The following is a 26,673-nucleotide window of genomic DNA, read 5'->3' as shown; positions in this document are numbered from 1 at the left end:
GTCAGTCCGTTCGAGGGTCAGACCCACCAGCGGCGTCACTACACACATCATCACTGTCCGTTCGCTTCAGACCTCTCGGGCGCGGTCGGTGAGGGCCTTGTTCAGCAGCGGGGCTACGCGGTAGTCGACGAGGCTGCGCATCGCCAGCGCGAAGTTGGTGCGCTCCACGCCCGGCGTCGCCAGGACCTGGCCGGCGATCCGGTAGAGGTCGTCGGCGTCGACCGCGACCACCCGGACGAGCAGGTCGGTCGCGCCGGTGAGGCCGAAGACCTCGACGACCTCCGGGATCTCGGCCATCGACTCGGTGAGCTCGCCGAGCATCTGCTGGGTGACCTGCACGGTGATGAACGCGGTCAGCGGATATCCGAGCGCGGCCGGGTCGATGCGTCGCTCGAACGACCTGAGCCTGCGCTCCAGCTTGGTGAGCCGGGCCTGCACGGTGTTGCGTGACAGCCCGACGCGTTCGGCGAGCGCGACCACTGTCGCGCGCGGCTCGTCCTGCAGCGCCAGCAGCAGTCGGATGTCCATCTCGTCGAGCGTGTCAACGCTGGGCACAATGCTCACCTCCGCCCGCCTGCACCGACCCCTGCCGGTGCAGAATGCACAAAATCTAGTTCGGAACTTGTGCAGAGATTGTGCTCTTGCTGTTCTGCTGAAAGCAATGTGGCAACTTTTCCGAGGAGGCGCGATGACCAGCGCGGCATCGGCCAAAGCAACAGTCGAACCCCTGTTCGAGGTTGAGCAGCGCGTGCTGTGGCTGTCGGCCGCGATCATCGACCACGCCAACCGGGTGCGGCCGAACCCCTCGGGGCTCAAGGTCGGCGGGCACCAGGCGTCCTGCGCGTCGATGGTGTCGATCATGACCTCGCTGTACTTCGAGCACCTGACCGCGGCGGACCGGGTCTCGGTGAAGCCGCACGCGTCGCCGGTGCTGCACGCGATCAACTACCTGCTGGGCGAGCTCGACGAGTCGCACCTGACCACGTTGCGCGAGTTCGGCGGCCTGCAGAGCTACCCGAGCCGCACCAAGGACCCCGACCCGGCGGATTACTCGACCGGCTCGGTGGGGCTAGGCGCGACCGCGCCGATCTGGGGCGCGGTGGCCCGCCGCTACGTCGACAGCCACGTCGGCGGCGCGGGCACGGGGCGGCAGTACTCGCTGCTGGGCGACGCCGAACTGGACGAGGGCGCCTGCTGGGAAGCGATCATGGACCCGACGGTGGCCGACCTCGGCGAGGTGGTCTGGATCGTCGACCTCAACCGGCAGTCGCTGGACCGGGTCGTGCCGAACATCGCGGCCAACCGGCTGCAGGGCATGTTCGCTGCCGCGGGCTGGCAGGTGCTCACGCTGAAGTACGGGCAGCTGCTGGAGGAGCTGTTCGCCAGGCCGGGCGGCGAGGCGCTGCGGGCGCGCATCGACGGCATGAGCAACCCGGAGTACCAGCGGCTGCTGCGCTGCACTCCGGAACAGCTGCGCGAGCGGCTCCCCGGCGCGGGCGGCGACGAGATCGCCCGCCTGCTGTCCGATGTGGACGATGAGACGCTCGCCGTGGCGATCCGCAACCTGGGCGGGCACGACCTGGCGGCGCTGGACGGCGCGTTCCGGGCCATCGACGACACCCGGCCGACCGTCATCTTCGCCTACACCATCAAGGGATACGGCCTGGCCAGCGAGGGCCACCCGCAGAACCACGGTTCGCTGATGAGCGCCGAACAGATGCGACAGCTCGCCGACAACGTCGGCGCCGACCTGGACGACCCGTGGTACCGCTTCGCGGCCGACAGCCCGGCGGGGCAGCGGTGCGCCGAGGCCGCTTCGCGCCTGCGCCGACGCGAGCGCCCGCAGATGGCGCCGCCGGAGCTGCCGGTGGACATCGGGCGGACGCCGACCGGCACCACGACCACGCAGGCCGCGCTTGGCCGCGCGCTGCTGGACCTGACGCGCGGCGCGCCGGAGGCGGCGCGGCGGATCGTGACGCTGGCACCCGACGTCAGTTCGTCGACGAACCTCGGCGGCTGGCTGAACAAGGTGGGCGTGTGGTCGCCGACCGAGCGGGTGGACTGGTTCGCCGACGACGCGGAGACGATCCTGCACTGGCGGGAACGCCCCGCCGGGCAGCACATCGAACTCGGCATCGCCGAGACGAACCTGGTGAGCCTGCTCGGCGAACTCGGCGCGACCTGGAGCCGGTGGGGGCAACCGCTGCTGCCGATCGGCGTGGTCTACGACTGCTTCGTCGGGCGCGCGCTGGAACCGTGGTCGTTCGGGATGTACGCGGGCGGGCAGTCGATCCTGGTGGGCACGCCCTCGGGGGTGAGCCTGGCACCGGAGGGCGGCGCACACCAGTCCGTGATCACCCCGTCGATCGGCCTGGAACAGCCGGGCCTGACCAGCTACGAGCCGGCGTTCGCCATCGACGTGGAATGGTGCCTGCTGGCCGGGCTGTCCCGCCTCGGCCGACCCGACGGCGGCTCCGCCTACCTGCGCCTGTCGACCCGGCCGGTTGACCAGGCCCTGGCGGACGTTCCCACCGACCCGGCCGCCCGGGAACGCCGTCGCCGCCAGGTGATCGGCGGCGCGTACGCGCTGCGCAGGCACGCGGAGCCGAAGGTGACGTTGGCTGCGATGGGCGCTTCGGTGCCCGAAGCGCTCGCGGCTGCCGAGCGGCTCGAAGCGCAAGGCGTCGGCGCGGACGTGGTGTGTGTGACCAGTCCCGGCCTGCTGTTCGAGGCATTGCGGGCGCGGCAGGGCGCCGGCGGATCGGCGGGAATCCTGAACCAGGTCTTCCCGGCGCACCGGGCGACCCCGCTGGTGACCGTCCTAGATGGACACCCGCACACGCTGGCGTTCCTGGCGGGCATCAACCAGGTCCGAGCCGCCCACCTCGGCGTCACGAACTTCGGCCAGTCGGGCTCCCTGGAAGACGTCTACCACTACCACGGCCTGGATACCGACACCATCGTCCGCACCGCTCTCGACATCACCGACCACGCCTGATCCCGGTTTCCGCCAGCCAGGTACCGATCGCGCTGTTGGCCGCTGCAGGGCGTGTTTCGGAATGTGCTGGTTGAAGCGAACGGACCGGGGGTGAACAGTCCGTTCGCTTCACCGCATTTGGCGAGGCGGATCTGGCTCCCGTCGGGGCGGCCGCTGGAAACGGCGTCAGGTGTCGAATCCTGCGGCGATGGTCAGGAAGATCTCCGTGCAGTGGTCGATGAGCCTGGACTCGTCGAGTCCGAGTTGCGGGCTGTCGGTGATGCCGTAGAGGTCCTGCGCTTGCCCGCCCAGCAGCGCGGCGAACGGCCTGGAGGAATCCAGCCGGCGCTGCGCCAGCAGCGGGCTGGTCAGCTGGATCGAGAACAGCTTGCGGTCATCGCCCTGCGCCCCGCCGTAGACCCGTCCTTATCTGGAAACGTCCGCGTGCAGAAGTGACCTCGGTGCGGAGGGTGGTGGACTGTGTCAGTTTCGGCGGCAAAGTCCAGGCGGATCGACGATGCGGTGGTCGGCGCGGCCTGCTGGCGCAACGCGAACGTGATCATGCAGCTCGCCCGGCCCGGGGTGGGCTACGGCGTGGTGGAGAGCCGGGTCGAGAGCGGCTTGCACGGCTGCCGCGCCGGTGCTGCGCCGGTTCTCGTTCAGCCTCATCCTCTCGGGCTTGCGCCGCGGCATCAGGACTGGTCGCCCGTTGGTCTGACGTCGTAGGAAAGTCCGTTGTGGACGCTTGAGCGGCGCGGTGTTCGACCACGCGGCGCGATGTCCTGCCGGCCGTAGATCGCCAAATTGACCAGAGTCGAACCCGAGAGCTGCAGTCTGATCGAGGCCGAAAGCCCGTACCAGGTGGACTACGACGACCGCTCGTCGACCGCAACACCGAGCTGCTCGGCGCCGGGCGCATGCCGACCCGCTGAGTTCCGGCGAGCGAGTCGGGGCGGGCTGGACCACCCTGGTGCCGTGATGCGGACAGCACCGGGGAGGCGGGCATGAACGGTAGTCCAGTGATCGTGGGCGTCGACGGTTCGGCGGTTGCGCGGAACGCGGCCCGCTGGGCGGCGTGGGAGGCGGCGCGGCGCGGGGCCGATCTCCGGATCGTCTACGCGGACGCGACCGCCCGACCCGTGCTGGGCGAAACTGACCCGGCGCACGTCCGCGGCGAGGTCGCGCGCTGGCTGGACGCCGCCGTCGAGAGCGCGCGCGAGCAGGCGCCGGAGGTTTCCGTCGCAGCCGCATCCGTGCCGGGCACGGCGGAGAAGGTGCTGATCGCGGAGTCCGAGCGCACCGGGCTCCTGGTGGTGGGTGATCGCGGTTTCGGCGGCTTCACCGGCCTGCTTGCCGGTGCCGTCGCGGTGAAGGTGGCCGCGCACGCGCGCAGCGCGGTGGCGATCGTGCCGGATGTCGGTGAGCCGCTGCGCTTCCCGGTGACCGGCCCGGTCGTGGCCGGGGTGGACGACGCCGCGTCGGCAGAGCCCGTGCTGGAGCACGCCTTCGCGGTGGCCGCCTCCCGGGCTGTGCCGCTGCACGTCGTGCACACCTGGGAAGTGGTCGGGGTCGACCTCAAGTGGCTGCGTACCCGGCTGCCCGAGCAGGAGGTCAGCGAGAACGAGGAGCGGTATGTCGCCGAGGTCCTAGCGGGCTGGGGCGAGCGGTTCCCCGACGTCGAGGTGCTGCGGTTCGTCGGCCCCGGATCACCGACTGCGGAGCTGCTCGCCCGCGCGGCGGCTGCGCAGCTCGTGGTGGTGGGCGCGCGCGGCCGCGGCGGCGTCGCAGGTGCCCACCTGGGCTCGACCAGCCACAAGCTGATCCACCACTCGCCCTGCCCGGTCCTGGTCGTCCGCAACACCGTGCGCTGAAAATCCCTTTCGTCGCCGGACGTCACTGGGCGTCCGGCCGCCCGAATGCTGCGGCCAGTTCGCGCATCGCGGTGTCGAGCAGTTCGGTGAGTTCGGAATCGGTTCTGCCGAGCCACTGTTCGTAGGCGGCGATGGCGACGCCGAGCGTGGCGTGGGCGATGGCCTGCGGCGTGAGGGCGTCCTCGGGCTGGCCGAGGCGTTCGCCCGCGAATTCGGCGATGACCTGCCGCCAGGCCCGGAACCGCAGCGTCGAGTGGGCCTGCAAGGCGGGCACCCCGAGGATGAGCCGCATCCGGCGGCGGTGCGCCGGAATCTGCTCCGGGGCGACCCGGTTGAACTCGACCAGGCAGTGGCGGATCGCGTCCATCAGCGGGGTTTCCGGCGGCGCGGCGCGGAAGTCCGCGCGCATCCGGTCCAGTTCACGGTCGAAGTCGCCCCACGGGACGTCGTTCTTCGACGGGAAGTAGTGGAAGAACGTCCGCCGAGCGATGCCCGCCGCGCGGGCGATGTCGGCGACGGTGGTGTTCTCGAAGCCCTGTCCGTCGAAGAGTTCGAACGCGACCTGCTCCAGTTCGGCGGCGGTGGTCACCTTCCGTCGACCACCGGGGCGCCCGGCTGCGCCAATGGTGCTGTGCCCCAAAGGATGCATCTCCAGGTCTTCCAAAATGCACTCGGTGCAAATACGGTAGCCGAAGTGGCCAGGTCGGCCGACCCGGTTCGGCCCTCATCGACGAGGAGCATCGCATGCCTGACGAACAGCACGAGATGGGCACTGCCGCCGCGGAGCCGGCGGTCGAAGCGGACCTGCTGGTTGAAGAGGTCTCGATCGACGGGATGTGCGGGGTCTACTAGCGGTGGCCGGTGCAGTGGAATTCGACCCGAGTCGCGGTTACCGGCTGAACCCGCAGGTCGCGTTGCGCCCCGAGCCGTTCGGGGCGCTCGCGTACCACTTCGGCAACCGCAAGCTGTCGTTCCTGAAGGTCCCCGAGCTGGTGGACCTGGTGCGCGGGCTCGCCGAGCACGCCAGCGTCGAGGACGCCCTGCTGGACGTCCCGGCGGAGCGCCGGGCGCAGTTCCGGCGGGCGCTGTCCTCGCTGGCAGCCACGGACATGATCCGGCCCCGATGAGCGGTGGCGATTTCGCGTGAAATCGCGAGTCCGTACCTGACCCGAGCCGTCCGAACCAGTGGAGTCGAAGATGACTGCTGTGCGACCGGCGCCCGTGCCGTCGCTGGTGGAGCAGTTCAAGGGCGGGCTGGCCGCCCCGATCTGCTTGACCTGGGAGTGGACCTACGCCTGCAACCTGGCTTGTGAGCACTGCCTTTCGTCGTCCGGGCGGCGGGATTCGCGCGAGCTGAGCACGGCCGAGATGAAGGCCGTGATCGACGAGCTGCAGCGGATGCAGGTCTTCTACGTCAACGTCGGCGGCGGTGAGCCGACGGTGCGCCCGGACTTCTGGGAACTGCTGGACTACGCCATCGGGCACCAGGTGGGTGTGAAGTTCTCCACCAACGGGCTGCGCATCGACGCCGAGCGCGCCCGGCAGCTCGCGGCCACCGATTACGTGGACGTGCAGATCTCCCTGGACGGCGCGACGCGCGAGGTGAACGACGCCGTGCGCGGTCCAGGGTCGTTCGACATGGCGATGCGCGCGCTGGAGAACCTGTCGGCGGCGGGCATGCGGGACTTCAAGATCTCGGTGGTCATGACCCGGCAGAACGTTTCGCAACTGGACGATTTCAAGGCCATCGCGGACCTGTTCGGCGCGCAGCTGCGGATCACCCGGTTGCGCCCGTCGGGGCGCGGCGCGGACGTGTGGGACGAGCTGCATCCGACGGACGCGCAGCAGCGCGAGATCTACGCCTGGTTGGTCGAGCACGGCGAGCAGGTGCTCACCGGGGACTCGTTCTTCCACTTGAACGCCCTGGGGTCGACGCCGCTGCCGGGGTTGAACCTGTGCGGTGCCGGTCGGGTGGTGTGCCTGATCGACCCGGTGGGTGATGTGTACGCGTGCCCGTTCGCGATCCACGACGCGTTCAAGGCCGGAAACGTGCGCGATGTCGGCGGATTCGCGCGGGTGTGGCGGGAATCTGAGCTGTTCACCGAGCTGCGCCAGCCGCAGTCCGGCGGTGCGTGCCAGTCGTGCTCGGAGTTCGACGCGTGCCAGGGCGGCTGCATGGCGGCCAAGTTCTTCACCGGCCTGCCGCTGGACGGCCCCGATCCGGAGTGCGTGAAGGGGCACGGGCAGACCGCACTGTCCGTTGTGGACCGTTCGGGGTTGCCGAAGGCGTCGCAGGACCATTCCCGGTCGTCGCGGCGGCGGGTCGGGCTGGGCATGCCATCGGTGCCGGCCAAGCCGTGCGACTCCAGCCCGCTGGCGAGCCAGCCGTGAGACTGACCGACGGTGTCCGGCTGGGCGCGGTGCCAGCGCCGTCGCGGGTGCTGTTCGGGCCGCACGAGACGAATCTGGGCCGGGGCCGGGGCATTTCCGACCGGCACGTGGCCTACTACGCGGCGCGGGCGGCCGGCGGTGCAGGTGTGATCGTCACCGAGACCGCCAGCGTGCACGCCTCCGACTGGCCCTACGAGCGCGCACCGCTCGCCGCGGAGTGCGGCCAGGGGTGGGCAGCCGTCGCCGAGGCCTGCCGGCCGCACGGCGCGGTGGTGCTCGCCGGTCTCGGGCACTCCGGCTCGCAGGGAGCTTCGGCGTTCTTGCAGAGCGCGCTGTGGGCGCCTTCGCGGGTGCCGGACGTGGCCAGCCGCGAGATGCCGACAGAAATGGAGCAGGACGAGATCGACGAGCTCGTCGTGGGTTTCGCCGCCGAGGCGGAATCGGCCGTGCAGGCCGGGATGGACGGCGTCGAGATCGAGGCGGGCCAGTACTCGCTGCTCCGCCAGTTCCTGTCCGGTCTGACCAACCAGCGCGGCGACGCCTACGGCGAGGACAAAACACGGCTGTTGAGCGAGGTTCTGGCCGCTGTTCGCCGCGCGGTCGGTGACCGCGTGGTGGGGTTGCGGCTGTCCTGCGACGAACTCGCGCCCTGGGCGGGAATCACCCCGGAGCAGGCCGCCGGGATCGTCGAGGCCGTGCTGGACCGGATCGACTACCTCGTGGTGGTGCGCGGATCCGCGATGGGGACCTCGGCGACAAGGCCCGACCTGCACACCGAGCCGGGCTTCAACATCGACCTGTGCCGCCAGATCCGCGAGGTCGTGGGCGGGCGGGCGTTGGTGGTGCTGCAGGGCAGCGTCGTCGAGCACCAGCAGGCGCAGCAAGCGCTGGACGGCGGTGTCGCGGATCTGGTCGAGATGACCCGGGCGCAGATCGCCGACCCGAGGCTGGTCGAGCTGGTCCGCGCTGGCCATGCGGACCGGGTCCGGCCCTGCGTGCTGTGCAACCAGAAGTGCCGCGTCCGGGACAACCGCAACCCCATCGTCTCGTGCATCGGCGAGCCCTTCAGCGGGCACGAGGGCGAATGCGGCAGCGTGGCCGGGCCGCCACGGAACGTGCTGGTCGTCGGCGGTGGGCCTGCCGGGTTGGAAGCAGCGAGGGTGCTGGCCGAGGGCGGGCATGCCGTCGAGGTCGCCGAGCGCTCCGATCGGCTCGGCGGCACGGCGTCGCTGGCGGCGGAGGTCGGCGGGCGCGGTCGGCTGCGCTGGATCCTGGACTGGCTGGAGGCGGAGGTGCGCCGGCTCGGCGTGCGCGTCACGCTCGGCACCGAGATCACCGAAGCCGACCTGGACACCGACCGGGACGTGCTGGTCGCCACCGGATCGGTCCCCGGACCCCGCGCGTACGAGGTCCTCGGCGGCACGGTCGTCGACGTCGTGGACCTGCTCGGAGGATGTTCCCCGGCGGCTGGGCCGGTGGTGGTGTTCGACCCGGTCGGGGACGCGGTCGGGGTCGGGGTCGCCGAGCTGCTGGCCGGGCAGGGGTGGGAGACGGCGATCGTCACGCAGGACCAGGTCGTGGGCACGCAACTGGCCCTGACCGGCGACCTGGCCGATGCCAACGGGCGGTTGCAACGCGCCGGGGTGCGGCTGGCGAAGCGCTCGCTGCTGCGGGAGGTCCATCCCGATCACGTGGTCCTAGAGGACACCTTCACCGCCCAGCGCAGAACCCTGCCGTGCGCGACACTGATCCACTGCGGACATCGACTGCCGAACCCGCAGCTGGCGGAGTGGCCGCGGGCCGGGGACTGCGTGGCGCCCAGGACCATCCACGAGGCGATCCTGGAAGGACGCCGTGCGGCGCGCGACATCGCCGCGCTGGTCGGGGGAGGGGTGAGATGAGCCGCTACCTGTTCTCGCCGCTGCGGATCGGCCCGGTGACCGTGCGCAACCGCATCGTGTTCTCGGCGCACCTGACGAACTACGCCGAAGACGGCCTGCCCAGCGAGCAGCACGCCGCCTACTACGCGGCGCGCGCGGCCGGTGGTGCCGGCCTGGTGATCACCGAGGAACATTCGACGCACCCAACGGATTGGCCGTACGAGAAGCTGATCCACGGCTTCCAGCGGTCGGCAGTGCCCGGCTACCGCCGGATCACCGAAGCGGTACATGCCCACGGCGTCCCGATCTTCGCCCAGCTCAACCACAACGGCGGCCAAGCGTCCTCGATGTACTCCAGGCTGCCGGTGTGGGCCCCCTCCGCCGTGCCGGACCCGATGTTCCGCGAGGTGCCCAAGGCGATCGACGCCCGCGAGATCGCCGAGGTAGTGGCCGGGTACGGCACCGTCGCCGGGCACTGCGCGGAGGGCGGATTCGACGGCGTCGAGCTGCAGTGCTCGCACTCGTCGATCGTGCGCGGTTTCCTCTCCCCGGCGACGAACAAGCGCACCGACGCCTACGGCGGAACGCTGGTCAACCGCACACGAATCCTGCTGGAGATCATCGACGCGGTGCGTGAGGCGCTCGGTCCCGACCGGGCGCTGGGCGTGCGACTGTGCGGCGACGAGCTGATCGAGGGTGGCACCACCATCGACGAGGCGGTCGAGGTCGCGCGCACGGTAGAGGCCACCGGCAAGGTCGACTACATCAACACCTCCATCGGCGTGGCCACCTCGACGCTCTACATGATCGAGGCGTCGATGGCGATCCCGCCGGGCTACGCGCTGTTCATCTCCAACGCCATCCGCCGCGCCGTGCGGCTGCCCGTGGTGGGCGTCGGGCGGATCAAGGACCCGCTGCAGGCCGAGCGCGCGCTCGAAGAGGGCCACTGCGACCTGATCGGCGTCGTGCGCGGCCAGATCGCGGACCCGGACTTCGCGGCCAAGGCCCGCTCCGGGAACGCGGGCGACATCCGGACGTGCCTGTCCTGCAACCAGGAATGCGTCGGGCGGATGGGCCTGAACCGCTGGCTCGGCTGCATCGAGAACCCGCGGACCGGCAAGGAATCCTTGGCGCTGCCGATACCCCGGGCGCGCAAGCGGGTGCTCGTCGTCGGGGGCGGGCCGGCTGGCCTGCAAGCCGCGTCGACTGCGGCCGAGCGGGGCCACCACGTGACGCTGTTCGAGCGGGAACAGGCGACCGGCGGGCAGGTCGCCGTCGCAGCGACGGTGCCCAGCCGCGCCGAATTCCTCGACGTGGTCCGGAACCTGCGCGCGGAATGCGCGCGATACGGCGTGGACGTCAAGACCGGTGTCGCGGCGACGGCGGAGATGCTTCGCGACGAGCACCCGGACGTGGTCGTGCTCGCGACCGGGGCCCGGCCGCAGCCGGTGCACTGGGCCGGCGGCCTCGACCGGATCGTCGACGTCCGCGATGTCCTGGAACGCCGCGCGACCCCGGCGGGCGACGTGCTGGTCGTCGACGACCTGGGGTTCCACCAGGCGGCTTCGGTCGCCGAGCTGCTGGCCGACCGCGGCTGCCGGGTCCAGATCTCCACGCCGGGCATGGTGGTCTGCCAGGACCTCGGCGTGACCCTGGACCTCGAGACCTTCAACGTCCGCGCACAGGCGAAAGGCATCGAGCAGCGCACCGACGAGGTCGTGATGTCGGCATCGGCCGAGCCGGACGGCGTCGCGCTGCAAATCCTCAAGCACACCACCGGGGAGATGACCGAGGCCCGCTTCGACTGGGTCGTGTGCGCGGCGCACCAGACCCCGGACGACGCCCTGTGGCACGAGTTGAAGGAAGCCCCGTTCCCGGTGCACCGGGTCGGCGACTGCGTCACGCCGCGCCGCGCGCACGCCGCAGTCGTCGAAGGACATCGAGTGGCGGTGGGCCTGTGAACGGACTGCCGGAGATGCTCGCGGTCGTGATCGTCCGCGACGGAACGCTGCCCGGCGGCGCCGACGAAGCGGCGGCCGAATGCGACGGCGCGGTCCTCGTGGCCGGAACCGGAACACCAGAGGCGGCTAACGCTTTCACGGCGGCGCAGCGCATTTGGACGGCCGAGGTGCCGAGGACCGCGCCCGGCGCGCTGGCCGCAGCGCTGGCGCCGCTGCTCGCAGCGGTCGACGTCGCGGTGCTACCAGCCTCGCCGGACGGCCGCGACATCGCCGCCCGCCTTGCCTTCCAGAGCGAACGACCGCTGTTCGCCGGCGCGACCCGGTGCACCCCGAAGCACGTCGATCTGTCCAGACTGGACGATTCGCTGGAAGTCCGGGTCGCCCTCGACGAACCGGCCGTGGTCACCCTCATCCCGGGCGTGCGCGGCACGCCGCGGCCGGTGGCGGCCCCGGATCCGGTCGAGCTGACCATCACCCTGCCTGACGTGCTCGACGCCGAGGTCGTCGAAATCCTCGAGCCGGAGCCCGAAACCGTCGAACTTGCCGAGGCCAAGCGGATCCTCGGCGGCGGAGCCGGGCTGGTGCGACCGGGCGAGGACGGCGCGGCGGTGATGCGCACCCTGACCGAGGTGGCCGCCGCGCTCGGAGCCTCCGCCGGCGCGACCCGGGTGATCACCGACGCGGGCTGGTCCAGGCACGATCGCCAGATCGGCACCACTGGCGTCGTCGTCGACCCCGACCTCTACGTCGCCTTCGGCGTCTCCGGAGCGACGCAGCACGTCGGCGGCCTGGGCCGACCGGCGCACGTGGTCAGCGTGAACACCGACCCGTCGTGCCCGATGACCGCGATGGCCGACCTGGGCATCGTCGCCGACGCGCCCGAAGTCCTGCGCGAACTGGCGCGCCGACTGAACGGAGCCGCCGATGGCTGAACAGTCCAGTGCGGACGCCGTGGTGGTCGGGGCGGGCCCGGCCGGTTCCGCCGCGGCGTTGGAGCTGGCCCGGGCGGGGCGCAGCGTGATCCTCCTGGAACGCGGCCCGTTCCCCGGCGCGAAGAACGTCTACGGCGGGGTGCTCGACGAAGTCCTTCCCGGCTGGTGGGAAGACGTGCCGGTCCAGCGGTGGGTCACCCGCCGCAGCACCATGATGATGACCCCCACCCAAGCCCTCACCGTCGACTTCCGCACGCAGGACTGGGGGAGCGCGCCATACAACGGCATGACGACCTACCGCGCGGACTTCGACACTTGGCTGGCGGGCAAAGCAGTGGACGCCGGTGCGCAGCTGGTGACCTCCACCGTCGCCACCGAGCTGCTGCGCGACCCCTCCGGACGCGTGGTCGGCGTCCGCACCGACCGCCCCGACGGCGACATCCGGGCGCAATTCGTGGTCGCCTGCGACGGCGTCAACTCGTTCCTGGCGAAGCAAGCCGGGCTGCTCCCGCGAACGAACCCCGAACACCAAACGCTCGGCGTGAAAGAAACCCTTTCCCTGCCGAGGAGAACGATCGAAGAGCGCTTCGGGCTCAACGGAGACGACGGCGCGGACTTCGAAATCGTCGGCTGCACCGGAGAAATCCCCGGCGGCGGCTTCCTCTACACCAACCGCGACACCGTCAGCGTTGGCGTGGTGCTGTCGCTCACCGGCCTGGCCAAGTCCGGCCGACGCCCCGAGGAAGTCCTCGCGGACCTCAAAGCCCACCCGGCGATCGCGCCCTACCTGCGCGGCGCCGAGCTGAAGGAGTACTCCGCACACCTGATCCCGGAGGGCGGCTACCGCAGCATGCCGCCGCTCACCGCGGACGGCCTGCTGGTCGCCGGGGACGCCGCCGCGATGTGCCTGGCGGCGGGAATCTGGCTGGAGGGCGTCAACTTCGCCATCGGCTCCGGCCTAGCCGCGGGCCGGACCGCCGCCGAAGCCATCGCCGCGGGTGACCCCACCCGGCTGGCCGGTTACCGCAAGCGGCTGGCGGACAACTTCGTGCTGACCGACCACAAAAACCTGCAGGGCGCCCCACACCTGGTCCTCTCCGACCGGGTCCAGCGGCAGTACCCGCGGCTGCTGTGCGACTTCGCCCAGGAGGTCTTCACCGTCCGCAATCCGAAACCAAAACCCGGGCTCGGCAAGCTGTTCCGCCGAACCGCCGCCCGGCACGGCGTCCGGCTGCGACAACTCGCCGCCGACGCCTGGGCCGGCTTCCGGGTCTTCGGCTGAAGGACTGTTTCGAATGTGGTTCGCGCAGCGGTGCGGGTGGCGGGACGGCAGAGGCCGTCTCACCCCGGGATCCCAGACTTCTGTATGTCCAACACGCGGCGCTGGGGTTGTCCGCGTGAGACGACCACTGAGAACCAGCAGCGGTGCAAGTTGAGTCCACACCGCAAGCGGCTACCGCCACTTATGAAGCAGTCCCCAGGAGTGAACATGCACCAGTACCCCGAAGTGTCGTTCGACGACCGGATGGGCACCGTCGACTTCCAGGTCGGCGACCGCCCGCACATCACCGTGGACGCCGAGATCTGCCGGTCCTGCACCACGAAGGAATGCGTCCACGCCTGCCCGGCGAAGCTGTTCGTGCCCACCGGCGACGGCGGGATCCTGTTCAACTACGAGCAGTGCTTCGAATGCGGCACCTGCTACCAGATCTGCAACAAGGCCGGCGCCATCACCTGGACCTACCCGGATGGCGGGCACGGCGTCGTATTCCGGAGGGGCTGACATGGGACCGCAGATCGTCGTGGCGCTGAGCTGGTCCTGGCGGCGGGTCCGGGTGGACCCGCTCACCGGCGCCCTCGAAGCGGAGGACCGGGACCGGGGCGGCAACGCCGCCGAACTGGCAGCGCTGGAACACGGCCTCCGGCTCGCCGGGAAACTCGACGGCCGGGTGGCGGCGGTGACCGTCGGACCGGTGGCGGCCGAGGAAATCCTGCGCACCGCACTGGCGGCCGGCGCGCACGAGGCGATCCGCGTCGAGCGGGACGACCAGCTGGCGCCCGGCGCGCTGGTGCGCAACGGTGCCGACACGGCCAAGGCGATCGCATCCGCGATCCGCGAACCGGATCTCGTGCTGTGCGGGGACAGATCGGCCGATGGCGGAACCGGAGCGACGCCCGCATTCCTCGCGGCCCGGCTCGGCGCAGCGCAGGCGCTCGGCGTCGTGAAGCTCGAATGCGACGGCGGGTCGCTGCTCGCACACCGAAGGCTCGACGGCGGCAGCCGGGAGGTGCTGCGGCTGCCCAAGCCCGCGGTCGTGTCGGTCGAAGCCGCCGGAACGCGCCTGCGCCGTGCGAGCCTGCCGGCGGTGCTTTCGGCGCAGAAGGCGGCTATCGAAACGATCCCCGGCGAGCCCACGCGGCCACCCCACGTGGTCGCTGCCCGTGCGTTCCGCCCACGCGCGCGGGAGTTCCCCGCCCCGGCCGGAACGACGGCGCATGATCGTATGCTCGAACTGACCGGGGCGCTGCAGGACCGCACACCACCGACCACCATCGGACCGCTGTCGGCTGCCGAAGCGGCCGACGAACTCCTGGCCTACTTGCGACGCTACGGCTACCTCACCGGTTCGAGCTGCGCTGCAGAAGAGGAGGCGGCCAAGTGAGCAGGGTCGCGATCGTGACGGGTGCGGCGCGCGGAATCGGCGCGGCGGTCGTGGAGCGCCTTGCGGCGGACGGCTGGCGCGTGGTCGCAGTCGACATCTGCGCGGACATCCCGGGCGCGACCTATCCGCTGGGCACCAGGGACCAGCTGGCGGCACTGGCGGAGAAGTGGCCGGTGTCGGTCCGCGACGTCGTCGCCGACGTCCGCGACGAAGCCGCGATCAGGCAGGCGGTCGCGGTGGCGGAGACCGAGTTCGGTGGCCTCGACGCGGCTGTCGCCGCCGCTGCGGTCATGGCAGGCGGGCAGCCGCTGTGGGAAACGTCGAACGACGAGTGGGACGCCCTGTTCGACGTCGGTGTCAGGGGAGTGGCGAACCTGGCCCGCGCCGCCGTCCCGCTGCTGCTGCAACGACCGCAACCCCGCACCGGCCGGTTCGTGGCCCTGGCCTCGTCGGCGGCCCACCGCGGCCTCTACCACCTCGCCGGGTACAACGCGGCCAAGCACGCCGTGGTCGGCCTGATCCGCGGCCTCGCCACCGATCTCCGCGGCACCGGCATCACAGCAACCGCGGTATCGCCCGGCTCGACGCGGACGGACATGCTCACCGCCACCGCCGCCTACTACGACCTGCCGGACGTCGAGGAGTTCAGCCAGCACCAACTGGTCGAGCGCCTGCTGGAACCCGACGAAGTGGCGGCCGCGGTGTGCTGGCTGTGCAGCGAACAGGCCTCGGCCATCACGGGAACCGTCGTGCACGCCGACGGGGGATTCACGGCATGACCCTCCGCCTGGTGCCCGATCCAAGCCTTCGCCGCTGGGACGACGGGCGAACGCTGATGGGCGGATCGCCGTTCCGCGTGCTGCGGCTCAACGCCAAAGGCGCGGACATCGTCGGCGCCTGGATCGAGGGCGAGCCGGTGGTCGACAGCGCCGCTGGCCTGGCACAACGACTCGTCCGGGCGGGAATGATGCACCCGCGCTACGACGAGACCCACCACGGACCCAGCGACGTGACCGCGGTGATTCCGGTGCGGGACGGCGACCTGATCAGCCTGCTCGCGGCGCTCGACACGCCCGCCATCATCGTGGACGACGGCTCCCGGCAGCCGGTTCCGGCAGCGTCAGTGCGCCACGAGACCGCCAGAGGCCCGGCGGCGGCCCGCAATGCCGGGTGGCGGCTGGCCCGAACACCGCTCGTGGCGTTCCTGGACGCCGACACGGTCCCGACCCAGGGCTGGCTCGAACCCGTGCTCCGCCACTTCGAAGACCCAGCCGTCGCGGCCGTGGCACCGAGGGTCCGCAGCACGCCGGGGAACACGGCCCTCGCCCGCTACGAGAGCAGCCAGTCTCCGCTCGACCTGGGCGGTGAGCCGGGCCTGGTGCAACCCGGCAGCAGGATCAGCTACGTCCCGACTGCGGCGCTGGTGATCCGCGCCTCGGCGCTGCGCGAGCTGGACGGCTTCGACGAGGGGCTGCGCTTCGGCGAAGACGTCGATCTGATCTGGCGGTTGATCTCCCGAGGACAGCTGGTCCGCTACGAGCCGGAGTCAGTCGTCGAACACGCGCCGCGAAAGAGCTGGACCGCCCTGCTGCGCCAACGATTCGACTACGGCACTTCGGCAGGACCGCTGGCGAAGCGCCACGGCGACGCCGTCGCGCCGGTGCGGGCATCGCTTTGGAGCGCAGTGGCCTGGACGCTGATCGTCACGGGCCGAACAGGTGCCGGCCTAGCCGTGGTCGGCGCAGCAGCGGCCCTGCTGACCCGCAAGCTCGGCAAAACCGGAATCCCCGCCCGCGAGGCAATCCGCTTGGCGCTACAAGGAAATCTCGGTGCCGGACGCTACTTCGCCGACGCCATCGGAAGGGCCTGGGCACCGGTGGCCGTCCCGCTGCTGCTCCTCAACCGCCGCGGCCGGGCGGTGCTCGGACTCGTGGCGCTCAGGCACCTGCTGGACTGGACCCGCGAACGACCGCCACTGGGCCCAGCCCGCTGGTGCCTGGCGCGCATGGCAGACGACCTGGCCTACGGCTGCGGAGTCGCACGCGGCGTCCTCAAATCCAGAAGTCTCGCCCCACTGCTGCCCTTCCTGACCGACAGGGGCGGCCGCAGCAGCGTCGAGGTGTCGCGATGACGGCCCGCCTGGCAGACCTGACCTGGCCAGAGGTCGCGGAACTCGCGCCGCGAAGTCTCCTCGCGGTCCCGGTGGGCGCGACCGAACAACACGGCCCGCACCTGCCCTTCACGGTCGACACCGAGATCGCGGCGGAACTCTGCGACCGGCTGGCCCAGGAACGGCCCGCCCTGGTGGCGCCGCCGGTGACCTACGGCTCCAGCGGAGAGCACGCGGGCTTCCCTGGCACGCTGTCGATCGGCCAAGAAGCGGTAGCACACCTGCTGGTGGAACTCGTCCGCTCGGCGGACGCCTTCGCGGGAGTGGTGCTGGTGTCAGCCCACGGAGGCAACGCCGAACCGGTCCGTCGCACGATCGAAACCCTGCGAGCGGAAGGCCGCCGAGCGCTCGCCTGGGCACCAACGGGCCGCCCGGACGACACCCACGCGGGCCGCACCGAGACTGCGGCGATGCTGGCGATCCGACCCCACGCAGTGCGCCTCGACCGAGCGGAGCGAGGCAACACCACGCCACTGCCGAACCTGATGAGCACCCTCAGAGCCAACGGCGTGCGAGCGGCAACGGCCAACGGAGTCCTAGGCGACCCGACAGGCGCGACGCCGGAGGAGGGCACCCGGATCCTGACGGCCTGGACGAAGTCCCTCACGGCAGCCGTGGACGCCTGGACACGGCCTGACCAGGAAGAACGCCAGGTGGAGGGCCGCGATGATCGTCCATCCGGAGGTGCGGTAAGCTGACTGCACACCCCCAGGAGGGGTGAAAATCGAACAACGGGCTGTAGCGCAGCTTGGTAGCGCACTTGACTGGGGGTCAAGGGGTCGCAGGTTCAAATCCTGTCAGCCCGACGTTGGCGGAAGCCCGCTGACCGGCACGTAAGTGCAGGTCAGCGGGCTTTTTCGTGCCTGGGTGTGGATCTTGTGGTGATGGCGAATCAAGATCAAAAAGCCCGTCCAGGAGCGAATCAGGAGCGTGGCCGTCAAGTTTTTGACTAGATGTGCAAATGGGGTCACATTTCACGATCACGCTGTGTAGTAGTTGGTTAAGTTTCGGCAACAGATCCGAACTGCGGTGATGGGCGTTGAACGGCGGTGCGCTGGTTGGCGGCGGTTGTCGCGAGCCTGAACGCGGGTGCGAGTGGGTGTGTTCCGTTCGCGGTGGTGATGTGCGGAAGGGGGCAGTCGAGGGCTGTTGAGATTTGCAGCTGCACCTGCAAGCTCCCACAAGCGATCGGGTACCGGGTCCCGAAGGCGTGGATAGTTTTTGTGGTGGTCAAGTGTGGTTGGCAGGCGAACGATCACGGAGCGGTCGTTAGCAGGGGGACAGGAGAATCCGGATCTCATGGCCGTTGGCGTAGCCTCGGTGCGGTTGCGAAGACTCGAACCTAGCTAGCCTGGTCCAGAAGCCCACGCCGAACACCTGAAGAAGCCGAGAATTGCTGCAAATGCTCGAACCTTGACAAGATCACCATGCTTGCGACCAGCAGCTTTACCGTCGGGTCCGCATCGCCCCTACGAGGGGTAGCAACATGCAGTCGACCGTCCACAGCGGAAGGCCGGTGTCGTCCGCATCGCCCCTACGAGGGGTAGCAACAACAGCAGCAGGACGTGCGCGTGGAGGTGCCAGCGTCCGCATCGCCCCTACGAGGGGTAGCAACTGACACCCTGCACGCCACCGTCGCCGCCGCGCTCACGCGTCCGCATCGCCCCTACGAGGGGTAGCAACGCGCTCACCTCGTCCGGCGAACGTAGCGGCGCTGGCGTCCGCATCGCCCCTACGAGGGGTAGCAACGAGAAGCCCGCCGACACGGTGGCCAGCGACATCCCCAGTCCGCATCGCCCCTACGAGGGGTAGCAACGCCGACGCGGGCGGGCTAGAAACATAAGTGCGGCCCCGTCCGCATCGCCCCTACGAGGGGTAGCAACTTTCCTCAGCAGCAGCTCAAACGGCTCATCGGCGGAGTGTCCGCATCGCCCCTACGAGGGGTAGCAACCCGAAACAGCCAATGGCCGTCGCCCGGCAGCTCCAGTCCGCATCGCCCCTACGCGGGGTAGCAACATCTCCCACAGATTGATGGTGCCGCCACCTAGCGCGTCCGCATCGCCCCTACGAGGGGTAGCGCATCGCCCCTACGAGGGGTAGCAACAGTACCGCCAGGTATCCCTCCACCAACGGCTCATCCGTCCGCATCGCCCCTACGAGGCGTAGCAACTCGTTGGCGATCGGCTCGGGGGTGCGCTGTTCGGGTCCGCATCGCCCCTACGAGGGGTAGCAACGTGCTGGTCACCGAGTCCAACGCCCAGGCCGCGGACGGTCCGCATCGCTACTGCGAGGGGTAGCACCAGGATCTTGAATCGGGTGCCGGAGTTGATCACGCGTATTTACGGACGGCCGGTTGTTTTCATCGTGTTGGGCGGTGAGTTGCGCGAGTGTCTGATCAACAAGTGGTGTCACTTCACATCGGCAAAGTCATCTGCTGCACACGGTGAAGTAGGACCCATCGGCGTCCACTGGTCCGTTGAGTCGTCGCCGTTGGGGACTGCGGTCGCACGTGAAGATCAAGTCGGGGTCAAACCGACAGTGTGGTCGTGGCGAGCTTTTGTCGCTGTGGTCGGGTTCGTGACTGTAGTGCGAGTTTCAGCGGTCGGCCGGTTGTGTTGTGTGCTGGGCAGGTTCTCTGAAAACTGGTTGCAGAGCCCGGTGGGCCCTGTTCGTGTGCGTTGGGCTGAATGGGTGAAGTTGGTTTAGGGTGGTGTCGGCTGCGGGCCGCTGTGCGAGTGAGCGTGCGTCAGTTGCGCAGTGGTCTGGTATCGGCTGGTTCCCTGGTGAGGGGTTGCAACGTAGGGGTTATTTCGATTTGTCGTTGATCTACCGTTGCTTTCATTGGCCCTGGTAGGGGCGTTTGAGAAGGGGGCGGCATCCACATGGATGTCGCCCCCTTCTGCTATCCGGAGGAGTGTGCGGCGTTGCTGCGTGGTCGAGTCCAGGGATGACGTCCTTGCTCGGTCTCCTCAAGATCACTCCTACCGAGTATGTGCTAGAGATGGATGGCACGTGATCGAGATTGAAGGGAGGTGTGGCGTGCGGTTGCAAGTGGAGGTGACGACTCGGGCGCGGGAGATTCCGTGGCGGGAGGTGTTGCGTCCGGGGCGGGGAATTGTTTACAGCCTTTTGTCGGAGACCGCGCCGGAGTTGGGGGCGTCGCTTCACGACCGAGGGTGGGGCCGGTACGGGATGGTCCCGTTCGGTCATAGCGCTCCCCGGTTTCCTGCGGTTCGGGGGCGGCGTGGTGTGTATGCGGCTGGGGGCGCGGGGACGGTGGAGTTCTCCAGCCCGCTCACCGAGGTGGCGCATGCCCTGGCCGCGGGTCTGGCTGGCGTTCGGGTGCTGGACTGGGGTGGGGTGGCTCTGCAGGTCGGGCGGGTGGTTCCCGTGTTCCCGCCGCTGTTTTCCGACGGTTCCGCGGTGTTGCGCTCGGTGACTCCGGTGGTGGTGAAGGGCCCGCCGGGTCGGGACGACGACGGAAAACGGGTGCGGAGCCAGCGGTGGTTGCTGCCGGGAGAGCCGGAATGGGACGTGTATTTCGTGCAGAACCTGCGGCGGAAGGCCGAAACCCTGGGACTGGATCCGGCGGTGGAGTTGGAGTCGGTGACGCGGGTGGGACCGAAACGGTCGTTTGCTGTCGGCGCGGGCGCGAAGGTCGGCGCCGAGGTCGATGTTGAGCTCTCGGGCCCGCCGACCACGCTGCAGGCGTTGTGGTCGTGGGGACTGGGTGCGGCGACCAGCGCCGGATTCGGGGCGGTGCTGCCGTGAGCGGGACGAGCGCGCGTGGGGTGCCGGCGCGCCTGCCGGAGGATTTTGTTGACAAGCCGGTGGTTCTGACGGCGCACCCGCTGCAGCGGTGTGGCGCGTTCACGATGGCGGCGATGGCCCACGTGGCGCATCCGCGCGAGGTCGACGAGGCGCTGTTTCGCGGGGTGTGGCAGGAGATGACGACCACCCTGGTGAAGATGGCTGAATTGCCCGACGCGAAGGAGCCGGGTGCTTTCTGGTTGTCGTTGAGCTACATGCTCTGGCCGAACAGCAAGATGAACACGACGAATCGCAAGAAGCTGTCTTACGTCGAGCGTGCTGAGGCGACGAAGGCGTGGCGGACGCCACCGGATCCGGAGGAGTGGCCGCAGGCGCCGTGTGGGCTGTGTGCACGTCAGGCGTGCGGCTTTTTCGGCAAGGTCGACGTGGTGCTGGCCGCGTCGGCGGAGTACCGCAACACCACGGTTCCCGGGCACGATGGGTTGGCGTTGTGCGTGGGCTGTTTGGCGAGCTTCTACGCGCTTCCGCATGGGTGTCTTGTGCATCGTGGACGGTTGTCCGTGGTGCACAGCTGGGATGACGACTTCCTGGCCGCCAGTACATATCGGCAGGTTGAACACACGCGCAAGCAGGCGTGGGGGCGGCCACCGGCGTTGCCACCGGGTGGGTTCGAACGTGAACAGCTTGTGCTGGAGGGGATTCGCCGGTACCGGCCTCGAACGACGGTGAGCGCGGATGTGTCGCTGCTGGTCTTCACGAACTCCAACAAGGAGCAGGAATTCACCGAATACCAGCTCAGCCAGTCGATGACGCGGTGGGTACGCACCGTCTCATTGAGACCGCGCTGGTCAGCGTCGTACGCCGAGCTTGAGCGGGCCTGCACCACGCGCAAGGTCAGCGGGGCTGCTCGCTTGGCTCGGTTGCTGGTGGCTGAACCGGCCAGGTTGCCGTACACCATCGCCGCTGCGGTGCATGGGGCTGTGGATGGGGCGAAGCCGGCGCGGGTGCCCGCTGTTGCTGTCGGCCTTTGTGAGCTTTTGTCGAGTTATCTCACCGAGGTGATGAGGATGCCAGAACAATATTTGCGTGAGATCGAGCAGTTGGGGGCCCGCGCGGCTGAGCTGATCATCGCGCAGTCGCTGTCGTTGAAGAAGTTCACGGTGGCCTACCGCCGGACGGGGGATCTGCGGCGGTGGATCAATAGTCAGTCGGTGGCTTGGCTGACGGCGGATTTCGCGAAGAAGCGTGAGCCGTTCATTGAGCCGCGGCAGATCAAGCTGCTCTTCGAGTATGGCGATCAGGCGTGGCTGTACCGGAACCTGTTCTTCACCGCCGTGATCGCTGAGCTGCATAAACGCGGTTACGCCACCGACGACGAAGACGCCGCTGATGCCCGCGACACCGTTGAGAGCACCCAGACTGAGGACGGAGACGAGGAAGAATGACCTTCTTGGCAGGCCTGCTGGCGATCGAGATCAAAGCCGGCGCACCGAACAACGGCCGTGGCGAGGACAACGTCGCGATGGTCAAGTCCACCCGTGTCGGTAACCAGACGTATCCGTATGTGTCGGCGCAGGCGTTGCGTCGGTGGTGGCGCGACAGTCTGCCGACGGACGAGTCCCGGTCGCCGGTGTACCGGTCGGGGAAGGGCACGAATCAGCAGGCCTACACGGCCGGTCGTGGGGACCGGTTCCTCGACGATGACCTGTTCGGTTACATGATCGCGGAGAAGAGCGAGTCGTATAACCGTGACACCGTGCTGGCGGTGGGGACTGCGGTGGCGGTGGCGCCTCGGGTGATCACCCGGGATTTCGGCACGATGAACCGGGGTTTCGAGATCGGTGCCAACCCGGTGATCCATGAGCACCAGCACTACACCGCCGACGTGGCCAGCCCGGTTCTGCTGGACTTGCCGCGGGTGGGGACCTTCGAGTACGAAGGCCGCGGGAATCGTCCCGACCTGTCGGCTGCGGCGTTGGAGGAAGCGCGCGCTGAGGGCGCGGTCGAGGTGGAGTTCCGTGATACTAAGGCGATCCAGCTGCCGTTGGTTGAGCGGCGTCGGCGAGTAGCGGTATTGCTGCGGACCTTGGCGCAGCTGCGTGGGGGAGCGAAACAGTCGCTGCATTATGGCGAGCGGTCGCCGGCGCTGTTCGTGGTGGCGCCGATGAAGGGCGGCAACAATCCCTTCACCCGGGTCATCGCAGCCGAGGCGGGTTTGACGGTGGTGGATACCGGGGTGCTGCGGGAAGAGATCACGGCGTGGGCCGACGAGCTCGACGGCCCTGTCCTTCTCGGGTGGGCACCGGGCTTCCTGCGGGAGAAGCGTGAACTGGCACGGGAGGAGCTCGCCGAGCTCATCGCCGACGGGACGGTGCGTTTCGAACACCCGCGGGTGCTGCTGCGGGGCTTGGCGGAGGAGATCGAGCGGGGCGAACACGACGTGTGGTTCGAGGATGCTGTATGAGTCGTGAGGCGTTGGAGGTTACCGTGACCGCGTCGGTGGCCTCCTTCCGTAATCCGCTGTACTTCGGGATGCAGGTGGGCCTGCCGTGTCCGCCTCCGTCCACCGTCGGTGGGATGCTCGCCGCCGCGGCCGGCGGCTGGCACAGGGTCAAGCGCTCCACGCGGTTCGCGATGGCGTTTCGCGCCCAGTCCTCGGGCACCGACCTGGAAACGTTCCATCCTCTGGACAAGCGGGGTCGGCGGACCGAGGCAACGCCGAAAGATCGGGACTACCTGTGGGGCGTGGAGCTCACCGTGTGGCTCGTGGAGGACTGCGACTTCTGGTACCGGGCGTTGCGGCGGCCGGTCTGGCCGTTGAAACTCGGCCGTAGCCAGGACCTCGCGGCAGCCCGCCCCCGCTACGTCGATCTCCATGAAACGCCTGGCATACAGGGGCATGCCGTGGTTGCAGGTGATGTCGGCGGCGACGGCACGATGCTGCGGCTTCCGACCACGGTCAGCCTTGACCGCTCCCGCACCTTGTGGGGCACCTACCGCTACGACCGCAACGGCAGCCGAACTCACCTGCCCTCTGGAATGTCGACAGACGATGGTCGCGGGGTAGTGTTGCTGCCTGAGGTTCACCCCAGTCTGGTGGAGGAAGTCGCGTGACCGGCCCTCGCGGCGATGAGTCGCGGGAGTTCACGGATATATGGGCGAAAAGCCCGGATGCGGATGGTCCGTCCGGGGTGGGGGAGTCGCTGACGGTCCACAGCGACACCACGCTGGGAGCAGCGGTGGCGGTGGCGGATCGGGTGGGGCGGTTGCGCGGTGTGCCGGACTGGTTCTGGCACGCCGTTGTCCTGGCGGCGTTGCTGCACGACTTCGGCAAGATCGATCCCGGATTCCAGCTGCAGGTGCGTCATCCGGGAAGCAAGAAGTATGCGTGGCGGCAACGGCACGAAGTGCTCTCCCTCGGTGCCGTGGGTGTGCTGCTGCCTGAGCGGTCAGAGCTTCGGCTGTGGGTGGCCGCCGCCGTGGCCACCCACCACCGGCCGCTGATCAATCAGCACAAGCCCGAGCGGGAGATCCTGGAACCTCACCTGGCCGAGGAAGGAGAGCCACTGGAAGGCCGGTTCACCGTCACCGACGACCGCGACGTGCTGCGGGCGCTGCTGCGCTGGTTCGCAGGGCGTGCCGCCGTCCACGGGCTGCTTCATGAGGTACCGGATCTTGCTGCGGTGACGGCCGGGGATGTGCTCGCTGCCGTCGGTGAGCTCCTGGCAGAGCTGGACACGCGCTGGGGCCTGTACCCATCCACGGCACAGGCACCGGCAGCGGCGTCACCGGGCCTGCCGCTGGTGTTGCTGCAGGGCGCGGTGACGCTGGCCGACCACGTCGCCTCCGCACACGGCGAACTGCTCACCACACACCCCGTCGACGCGTTCACCACCACCTTCCTGCGCTCCCTCACCGCTGGTGCCGACATCGTCGATGGGCAGCGCGTTCTCCATACCCATCAGCAGCACGCCCGCGCAGCGAAGCGGGCGCATCTGCTGCTGCGGGCTCCTACGGGCAGTGGCAAGACCGAAGCAGGAACAATGTGGGCGGAAGAGGCCGTCCGGCAGATTGCGCAGCTGCGCGGTGGGCGGCCACGGCTGTTGTATGTGCTGCCGTATCTCGCCTCGATCAACGCCATGTCCGACCGCTTTCGTGCCGTGTGCCCCGGGGAGGTGGGTGTCCTGCATTCCAAGGCCGGGGTCTACCACCTTCACCGGCTCGGCGAGGACGTCGACGACGCACCGGCGCGGGCGCTGGAGGCGGTTGACGCTACGCGTCTGCACCGGCAGCTGATGCGCGTCACCACCCCGTACCAGCTTCTGCGCGCTGCGTTCGCCGGCGTAACCGACTCCGCCACACTGCTCGATTCCGCCAACAGCGTGTTTCTCTTCGACGAACTGCACGCCTACGAGCCCCGGCGGCTGGGCATGATCCTGGCGATGATGCGGCTGTGGTCCCACGACCTCGGAGGACGTATCGGGGTGCTCAGCGCGACCCTTCCGGACCGCTTCGCCGGGCTACTGGAGGACACCCTGGGACACGACACCGTCGAGGAGATCGACGGCTTCGCCACGACCACCGCGCCGCCACGACACCGGCTGAAGCTCGGCGACGAGCACCTCACCTCACCGAACACCTTCGAGCGCATCGCCGATGACCTCCAGGACGGGCACGCGGTGCTCGTGGTCGCCAACAACATCGCCGATGCCATCACGATCTACGAGCAGCTCCGGGATCTGGCCCCGGCACGGGACGAGGCCGGCATCCCTGCGGCATGGTTGCTGCACGCACGGTTCGAAAACGGCGACCGCGCCCGCGTCGAAACCGAGATCACGAAATGGTTCGCCTCGACCGGCGCCGCACCCCGCCCAGGGCTACTGGTGGCCACTCAGGCCGCCGAGGTCTCCCTCGATGTCGACCTCACCGTCCTGCACACCTCCGGTGCGACGATCGAGGCGCTCCTCCAGCGGTTCGGACGCATCAACCGCCGCGGACTGCGCCCACCGGCATCGGTGTGGGTCTACGAACCCGACTACCGCACCGCCCGCGGAAACCAGGTACGTGCCGACGGCGTCTACGACCCGGAACCCACCCGAAACACCTGGGAGTTGCTCTCCGCGCACGGCGATGGCGGCGTCCTGGACGAGTCCGAAACCCAAGCCTGGCTCAACAAGCTCTACACCAGCGACTGGGGCGACACCTGGGAGAAACAGGTCCGGGACTTCCGGGACGAGTTCACCCGGGCTTTCCTGACCTACACCGAGCCCTTCACCGATCGCTCACACCTGAAAACGCAATTCTTCGCCCAGTTCGACGGATTCGAAGCGATCCGCCGCGACCGCGTGGACGACTACCTTCACAAACTACGGCAAGGCAAGACCGGCGAGGGCCGACTGCTGGCAAGCAGCTTCCACATCCCACTGCCGGACCACTGCCGCCGCCACGCCGAATTCAGCAAAGACCTCGGCATCCACGTCATCGACGGCGTCTACGACCAGACCACCGGCCTGACCGAGATCCTCGGCACCACCGACTACCAGCCGGGAGAAATCCTGTGATCACCCGCGAGGACATCGGCGGAGTCCACATCAAGTACCTCTACCACTGCCCCCGGCAACTATGGCTGTATGCCAGGGGATTCCGCCCCGAACACCTCAATGAATCCGTCGAACTCGGCACCGCGCTGCACGCCACCACCTACAGCCGGTTCAGCCCGGTCGACCTCGGTGCCGCGCGCCTGGACCACTTCGACGGCCAAGCCTGGGTCCATGAAATCAAACACTCAGCACGAGCCACCGCAGCAGACCGCGCCCAAGCACGCCACTACTGCCACCAACTCGATCGCATCGGCATCACCGTCGAAGGCGCGATCCTGCACTACCACGCTTCCCGTCGCACCCAACGCCTGCCCTACACACCAGAGGAACATACCCGCGCCGAGACAGACATCGACCGGGTCCTCGAGGTCATCACCAGTCCCACGTCACCACCGAGACCCGAGCGCACCCGCTGCCACGGGTGCTCCTACCGCGACTACTGCTGGAACTCGTAAAC

24 protein-coding genes, 1 tRNA gene and 1 CRISPR repeat array are annotated in these 26,673 nt (G+C 69.0%); of the genes, 23 read left to right on the top strand and 2 right to left on the bottom strand.

What is annotated here, in order from left to right:
• Positions 1-66 precede the first annotated feature (66 nt).
• Positions 67-555 (bottom strand): Lrp/AsnC family transcriptional regulator, encoded by a 489-nt coding sequence (locus tag SSPN_RS0124990; RefSeq protein WP_010310375.1) that lies wholly within the window; start codon positions 553-555, stop codon positions 67-69.
• 133 nt (positions 556-688) lie between these two features.
• Between SSPN_RS0124990 and SSPN_RS0124985 the strand changes: the two genes are divergently transcribed.
• The 4 genes from SSPN_RS0124985 to SSPN_RS0124970 all read left to right on the top strand — a co-directional run bounded on the left by SSPN_RS0124985 (position 689) and on the right by SSPN_RS0124970 (position 4,848).
• Positions 689-2,998, top strand: a complete 2,310-nt coding sequence (locus SSPN_RS0124985) for a transketolase-like TK C-terminal-containing protein (RefSeq protein WP_010310373.1) — start codon at positions 689-691, stop codon at positions 2,996-2,998.
• A 210-nt stretch (positions 2,999-3,208) separates the two neighbouring features.
• Positions 3,209-3,433: a hypothetical protein gene (locus SSPN_RS0124980; protein WP_010310371.1), complete on the top strand. Its 225-nt coding sequence runs from the start codon at positions 3,209-3,211 to the stop codon at positions 3,431-3,433.
• A 24-nt stretch (positions 3,434-3,457) separates the two neighbouring features.
• Positions 3,458-3,703, top strand: a complete 246-nt coding sequence (locus tag SSPN_RS60290) for a hypothetical protein (RefSeq protein ID WP_010310370.1) — start codon at positions 3,458-3,460, stop codon at positions 3,701-3,703.
• A 278-nt stretch (positions 3,704-3,981) separates the two neighbouring features.
• The gene (locus SSPN_RS0124970; RefSeq protein WP_029535699.1) at positions 3,982-4,848 is read left to right on the top strand and encodes a universal stress protein; all 867 of its coding nucleotides are present in this window, start codon (positions 3,982-3,984) and stop codon (positions 4,846-4,848) included.
• A 22-nt stretch (positions 4,849-4,870) separates the two neighbouring features.
• On the opposite strand, the gene mftR is transcribed toward SSPN_RS0124970, so the two are convergent.
• Positions 4,871-5,437, bottom strand: coding sequence for a mycofactocin system transcriptional regulator (gene mftR, locus SSPN_RS45670; RefSeq protein ID WP_010310368.1), 567 nt, complete (start codon positions 5,435-5,437; stop codon positions 4,871-4,873).
• 176 nt (positions 5,438-5,613) lie between these two features.
• On the opposite strand from mftR, the gene mftA reads away from it, so the two are divergent.
• The 19 genes from mftA to SSPN_RS0124870 all read left to right on the top strand — a co-directional run bounded on the left by mftA (position 5,614) and on the right by SSPN_RS0124870 (position 26,671).
• Positions 5,614-5,700: a mycofactocin precursor MftA gene (mftA, locus tag SSPN_RS50015; RefSeq protein ID WP_101377412.1), complete on the top strand. Its 87-nt coding sequence runs from the start codon at positions 5,614-5,616 to the stop codon at positions 5,698-5,700.
• A 2-nt stretch (positions 5,701-5,702) separates the two neighbouring features.
• Positions 5,703-5,975 carry a mycofactocin biosynthesis chaperone MftB gene (gene mftB, locus SSPN_RS0124955; protein ID WP_237710720.1) on the top strand — a complete coding sequence of 91 codons (273 nt, stop codon included), beginning with the start codon at positions 5,703-5,705 and terminating at the stop codon, positions 5,973-5,975.
• 70 nt (positions 5,976-6,045) lie between these two features.
• Positions 6,046-7,239: a mycofactocin radical SAM maturase gene (gene mftC, locus SSPN_RS0124950; protein WP_010310365.1), complete on the top strand. Its 1,194-nt coding sequence runs from the start codon at positions 6,046-6,048 to the stop codon at positions 7,237-7,239.
• Entirely contained in the window at positions 7,236-9,140 is a 1,905-nt protein-coding gene (locus SSPN_RS0124945; RefSeq protein ID WP_010310363.1) for a mycofactocin system FadH/OYE family oxidoreductase 1, read from the top strand. The genes mftC and SSPN_RS0124945 overlap by 4 nt, the downstream gene beginning before the upstream one ends.
• On the top strand, positions 9,137-11,080 hold the full coding sequence (locus tag SSPN_RS0124940) for a mycofactocin system FadH/OYE family oxidoreductase 2 (RefSeq protein WP_010310362.1): 1,944 nt from the start codon (positions 9,137-9,139) through the stop codon (positions 11,078-11,080). Before SSPN_RS0124945 ends, SSPN_RS0124940 begins: the two co-directional genes overlap by 4 nt.
• Positions 11,077-12,012 (top strand): mycofactocin-associated electron transfer flavoprotein alpha subunit, encoded by a 936-nt coding sequence (locus SSPN_RS0124935; RefSeq protein ID WP_010310361.1) that lies wholly within the window; start codon positions 11,077-11,079, stop codon positions 12,010-12,012. The genes SSPN_RS0124940 and SSPN_RS0124935 overlap by 4 nt, the downstream gene beginning before the upstream one ends.
• Complete coding sequence (locus SSPN_RS45665; protein ID WP_010310360.1) at positions 12,005-13,294, top strand: FAD-dependent oxidoreductase; 1,290 nt, start codon at positions 12,005-12,007, stop codon at positions 13,292-13,294. Before SSPN_RS0124935 ends, SSPN_RS45665 begins: the two co-directional genes overlap by 8 nt.
• 207 nt (positions 13,295-13,501) lie before the next feature.
• Positions 13,502-13,795 (top strand): ferredoxin family protein, encoded by a 294-nt coding sequence (locus tag SSPN_RS0124925; protein ID WP_010310359.1) that lies wholly within the window; start codon positions 13,502-13,504, stop codon positions 13,793-13,795.
• A gap of 1 nt (position 13,796) precedes the next feature.
• On the top strand, positions 13,797-14,675 hold the full coding sequence (locus SSPN_RS45660) for a mycofactocin-associated electron transfer flavoprotein beta subunit (protein ID WP_010310358.1): 879 nt from the start codon (positions 13,797-13,799) through the stop codon (positions 14,673-14,675).
• Positions 14,672-15,454, top strand: a complete 783-nt coding sequence (locus tag SSPN_RS0124915; RefSeq protein WP_010310355.1) for a mycofactocin-coupled SDR family oxidoreductase — start codon at positions 14,672-14,674, stop codon at positions 15,452-15,454. The genes SSPN_RS45660 and SSPN_RS0124915 overlap by 4 nt, the downstream gene beginning before the upstream one ends.
• Positions 15,451-16,806 carry a mycofactocin biosynthesis glycosyltransferase MftF gene (gene mftF, locus SSPN_RS0124910; RefSeq protein WP_010310354.1) on the top strand — a complete coding sequence of 452 codons (1,356 nt, stop codon included), beginning with the start codon at positions 15,451-15,453 and terminating at the stop codon, positions 16,804-16,806. The genes SSPN_RS0124915 and mftF overlap by 4 nt, the downstream gene beginning before the upstream one ends.
• Positions 16,803-17,543 (top strand): mycofactocin biosynthesis peptidyl-dipeptidase MftE, encoded by a 741-nt coding sequence (gene mftE, locus SSPN_RS0124905; RefSeq protein ID WP_010310352.1) that lies wholly within the window; start codon positions 16,803-16,805, stop codon positions 17,541-17,543. Before mftF ends, mftE begins: the two co-directional genes overlap by 4 nt.
• A gap of 34 nt (positions 17,544-17,577) precedes the next feature.
• Positions 17,578-17,651: transfer RNA gene (locus SSPN_RS0124900), tRNA-Pro, on the top strand.
• Positions 17,652-18,301: 650 nt separating this feature from the next.
• A CRISPR array of direct repeats spans positions 18,302-19,146; the repeat unit is 30 nt; unit sequence GTCCGCATCGCCCCTACGAGGGGTAGCAAC.
• 948 nt (positions 19,147-20,094) lie between these two features.
• Positions 20,095-20,616 (top strand): CRISPR-associated endoribonuclease Cas6, encoded by a 522-nt coding sequence (locus tag SSPN_RS0124895; protein WP_237710719.1) that lies wholly within the window; start codon positions 20,095-20,097, stop codon positions 20,614-20,616.
• A gap of 20 nt (positions 20,617-20,636) precedes the next feature.
• Positions 20,637-22,061, top strand: coding sequence for a hypothetical protein (locus SSPN_RS0124890; RefSeq protein WP_010310348.1), 1,425 nt, complete (start codon positions 20,637-20,639; stop codon positions 22,059-22,061).
• A complete protein-coding gene (cas7i, locus tag SSPN_RS0124885) occupies positions 22,058-23,080 on the top strand; it encodes a type I-B CRISPR-associated protein Cas7/Cst2/DevR (protein ID WP_010310347.1) in 1,023 nt (340 codons plus the stop codon). Before SSPN_RS0124890 ends, cas7i begins: the two co-directional genes overlap by 4 nt.
• Positions 23,077-23,730 (top strand): CRISPR-associated protein Cas5, encoded by a 654-nt coding sequence (cas5, locus tag SSPN_RS0124880; RefSeq protein ID WP_029535696.1) that lies wholly within the window; start codon positions 23,077-23,079, stop codon positions 23,728-23,730. Before cas7i ends, cas5 begins: the two co-directional genes overlap by 4 nt.
• Entirely contained in the window at positions 23,727-26,177 is a 2,451-nt protein-coding gene (locus SSPN_RS0124875) for a CRISPR-associated helicase/endonuclease Cas3 (RefSeq protein WP_083822106.1), read from the top strand. The genes cas5 and SSPN_RS0124875 overlap by 4 nt, the downstream gene beginning before the upstream one ends.
• On the top strand, positions 26,174-26,671 hold the full coding sequence (locus tag SSPN_RS0124870; RefSeq protein ID WP_010310344.1) for a CRISPR-associated protein Cas4: 498 nt from the start codon (positions 26,174-26,176) through the stop codon (positions 26,669-26,671). Before SSPN_RS0124875 ends, SSPN_RS0124870 begins: the two co-directional genes overlap by 4 nt.
• Positions 26,672-26,673: the final 2 nt, after the last annotated feature.

Source organism: Saccharopolyspora spinosa NRRL 18395 (assembly GCF_000194155.1).
In the GTDB taxonomy this organism is placed as follows: domain Bacteria; phylum Actinomycetota; class Actinomycetes; order Mycobacteriales; family Pseudonocardiaceae; genus Saccharopolyspora; species Saccharopolyspora spinosa.
The sequence above is the reverse complement of the archived record's forward strand: the minus strand, read 5'-3'. Positions and strand labels throughout refer to the sequence as shown.

Coding starts and splice junctions, on each gene's coding strand:
- mftA (WP_101377412.1), top strand. CDS start 5,614: ATGGGCACTGCCGCCGCGGAGCCGGCGGTCGAAGCGGACCTGCTGGTT.
- SSPN_RS0124970 (WP_029535699.1), top strand. CDS start 3,982: ATGAACGGTAGTCCAGTGATCGTGGGCGTCGACGGTTCGGCGGTTGCG.
- SSPN_RS0124985 (WP_010310373.1), top strand. CDS start 689: ATGACCAGCGCGGCATCGGCCAAAGCAACAGTCGAACCCCTGTTCGAG.
- SSPN_RS45665 (WP_010310360.1), top strand. CDS start 12,005: ATGGCTGAACAGTCCAGTGCGGACGCCGTGGTGGTCGGGGCGGGCCCG.
- SSPN_RS0124925 (WP_010310359.1), top strand. CDS start 13,502: ATGCACCAGTACCCCGAAGTGTCGTTCGACGACCGGATGGGCACCGTC.
- cas7i (WP_010310347.1), top strand. CDS start 22,058: ATGACCTTCTTGGCAGGCCTGCTGGCGATCGAGATCAAAGCCGGCGCA.
- cas5 (WP_029535696.1), top strand. CDS start 23,077: ATGAGTCGTGAGGCGTTGGAGGTTACCGTGACCGCGTCGGTGGCCTCC.
- mftC (WP_010310365.1), top strand. CDS start 6,046: ATGACTGCTGTGCGACCGGCGCCCGTGCCGTCGCTGGTGGAGCAGTTC.
- SSPN_RS45660 (WP_010310358.1), top strand. CDS start 13,797: ATGGGACCGCAGATCGTCGTGGCGCTGAGCTGGTCCTGGCGGCGGGTC.
- SSPN_RS0124940 (WP_010310362.1), top strand. CDS start 9,137: ATGAGCCGCTACCTGTTCTCGCCGCTGCGGATCGGCCCGGTGACCGTG.
- mftF (WP_010310354.1), top strand. CDS start 15,451: ATGACCCTCCGCCTGGTGCCCGATCCAAGCCTTCGCCGCTGGGACGAC.
- mftE (WP_010310352.1), top strand. CDS start 16,803: ATGACGGCCCGCCTGGCAGACCTGACCTGGCCAGAGGTCGCGGAACTC.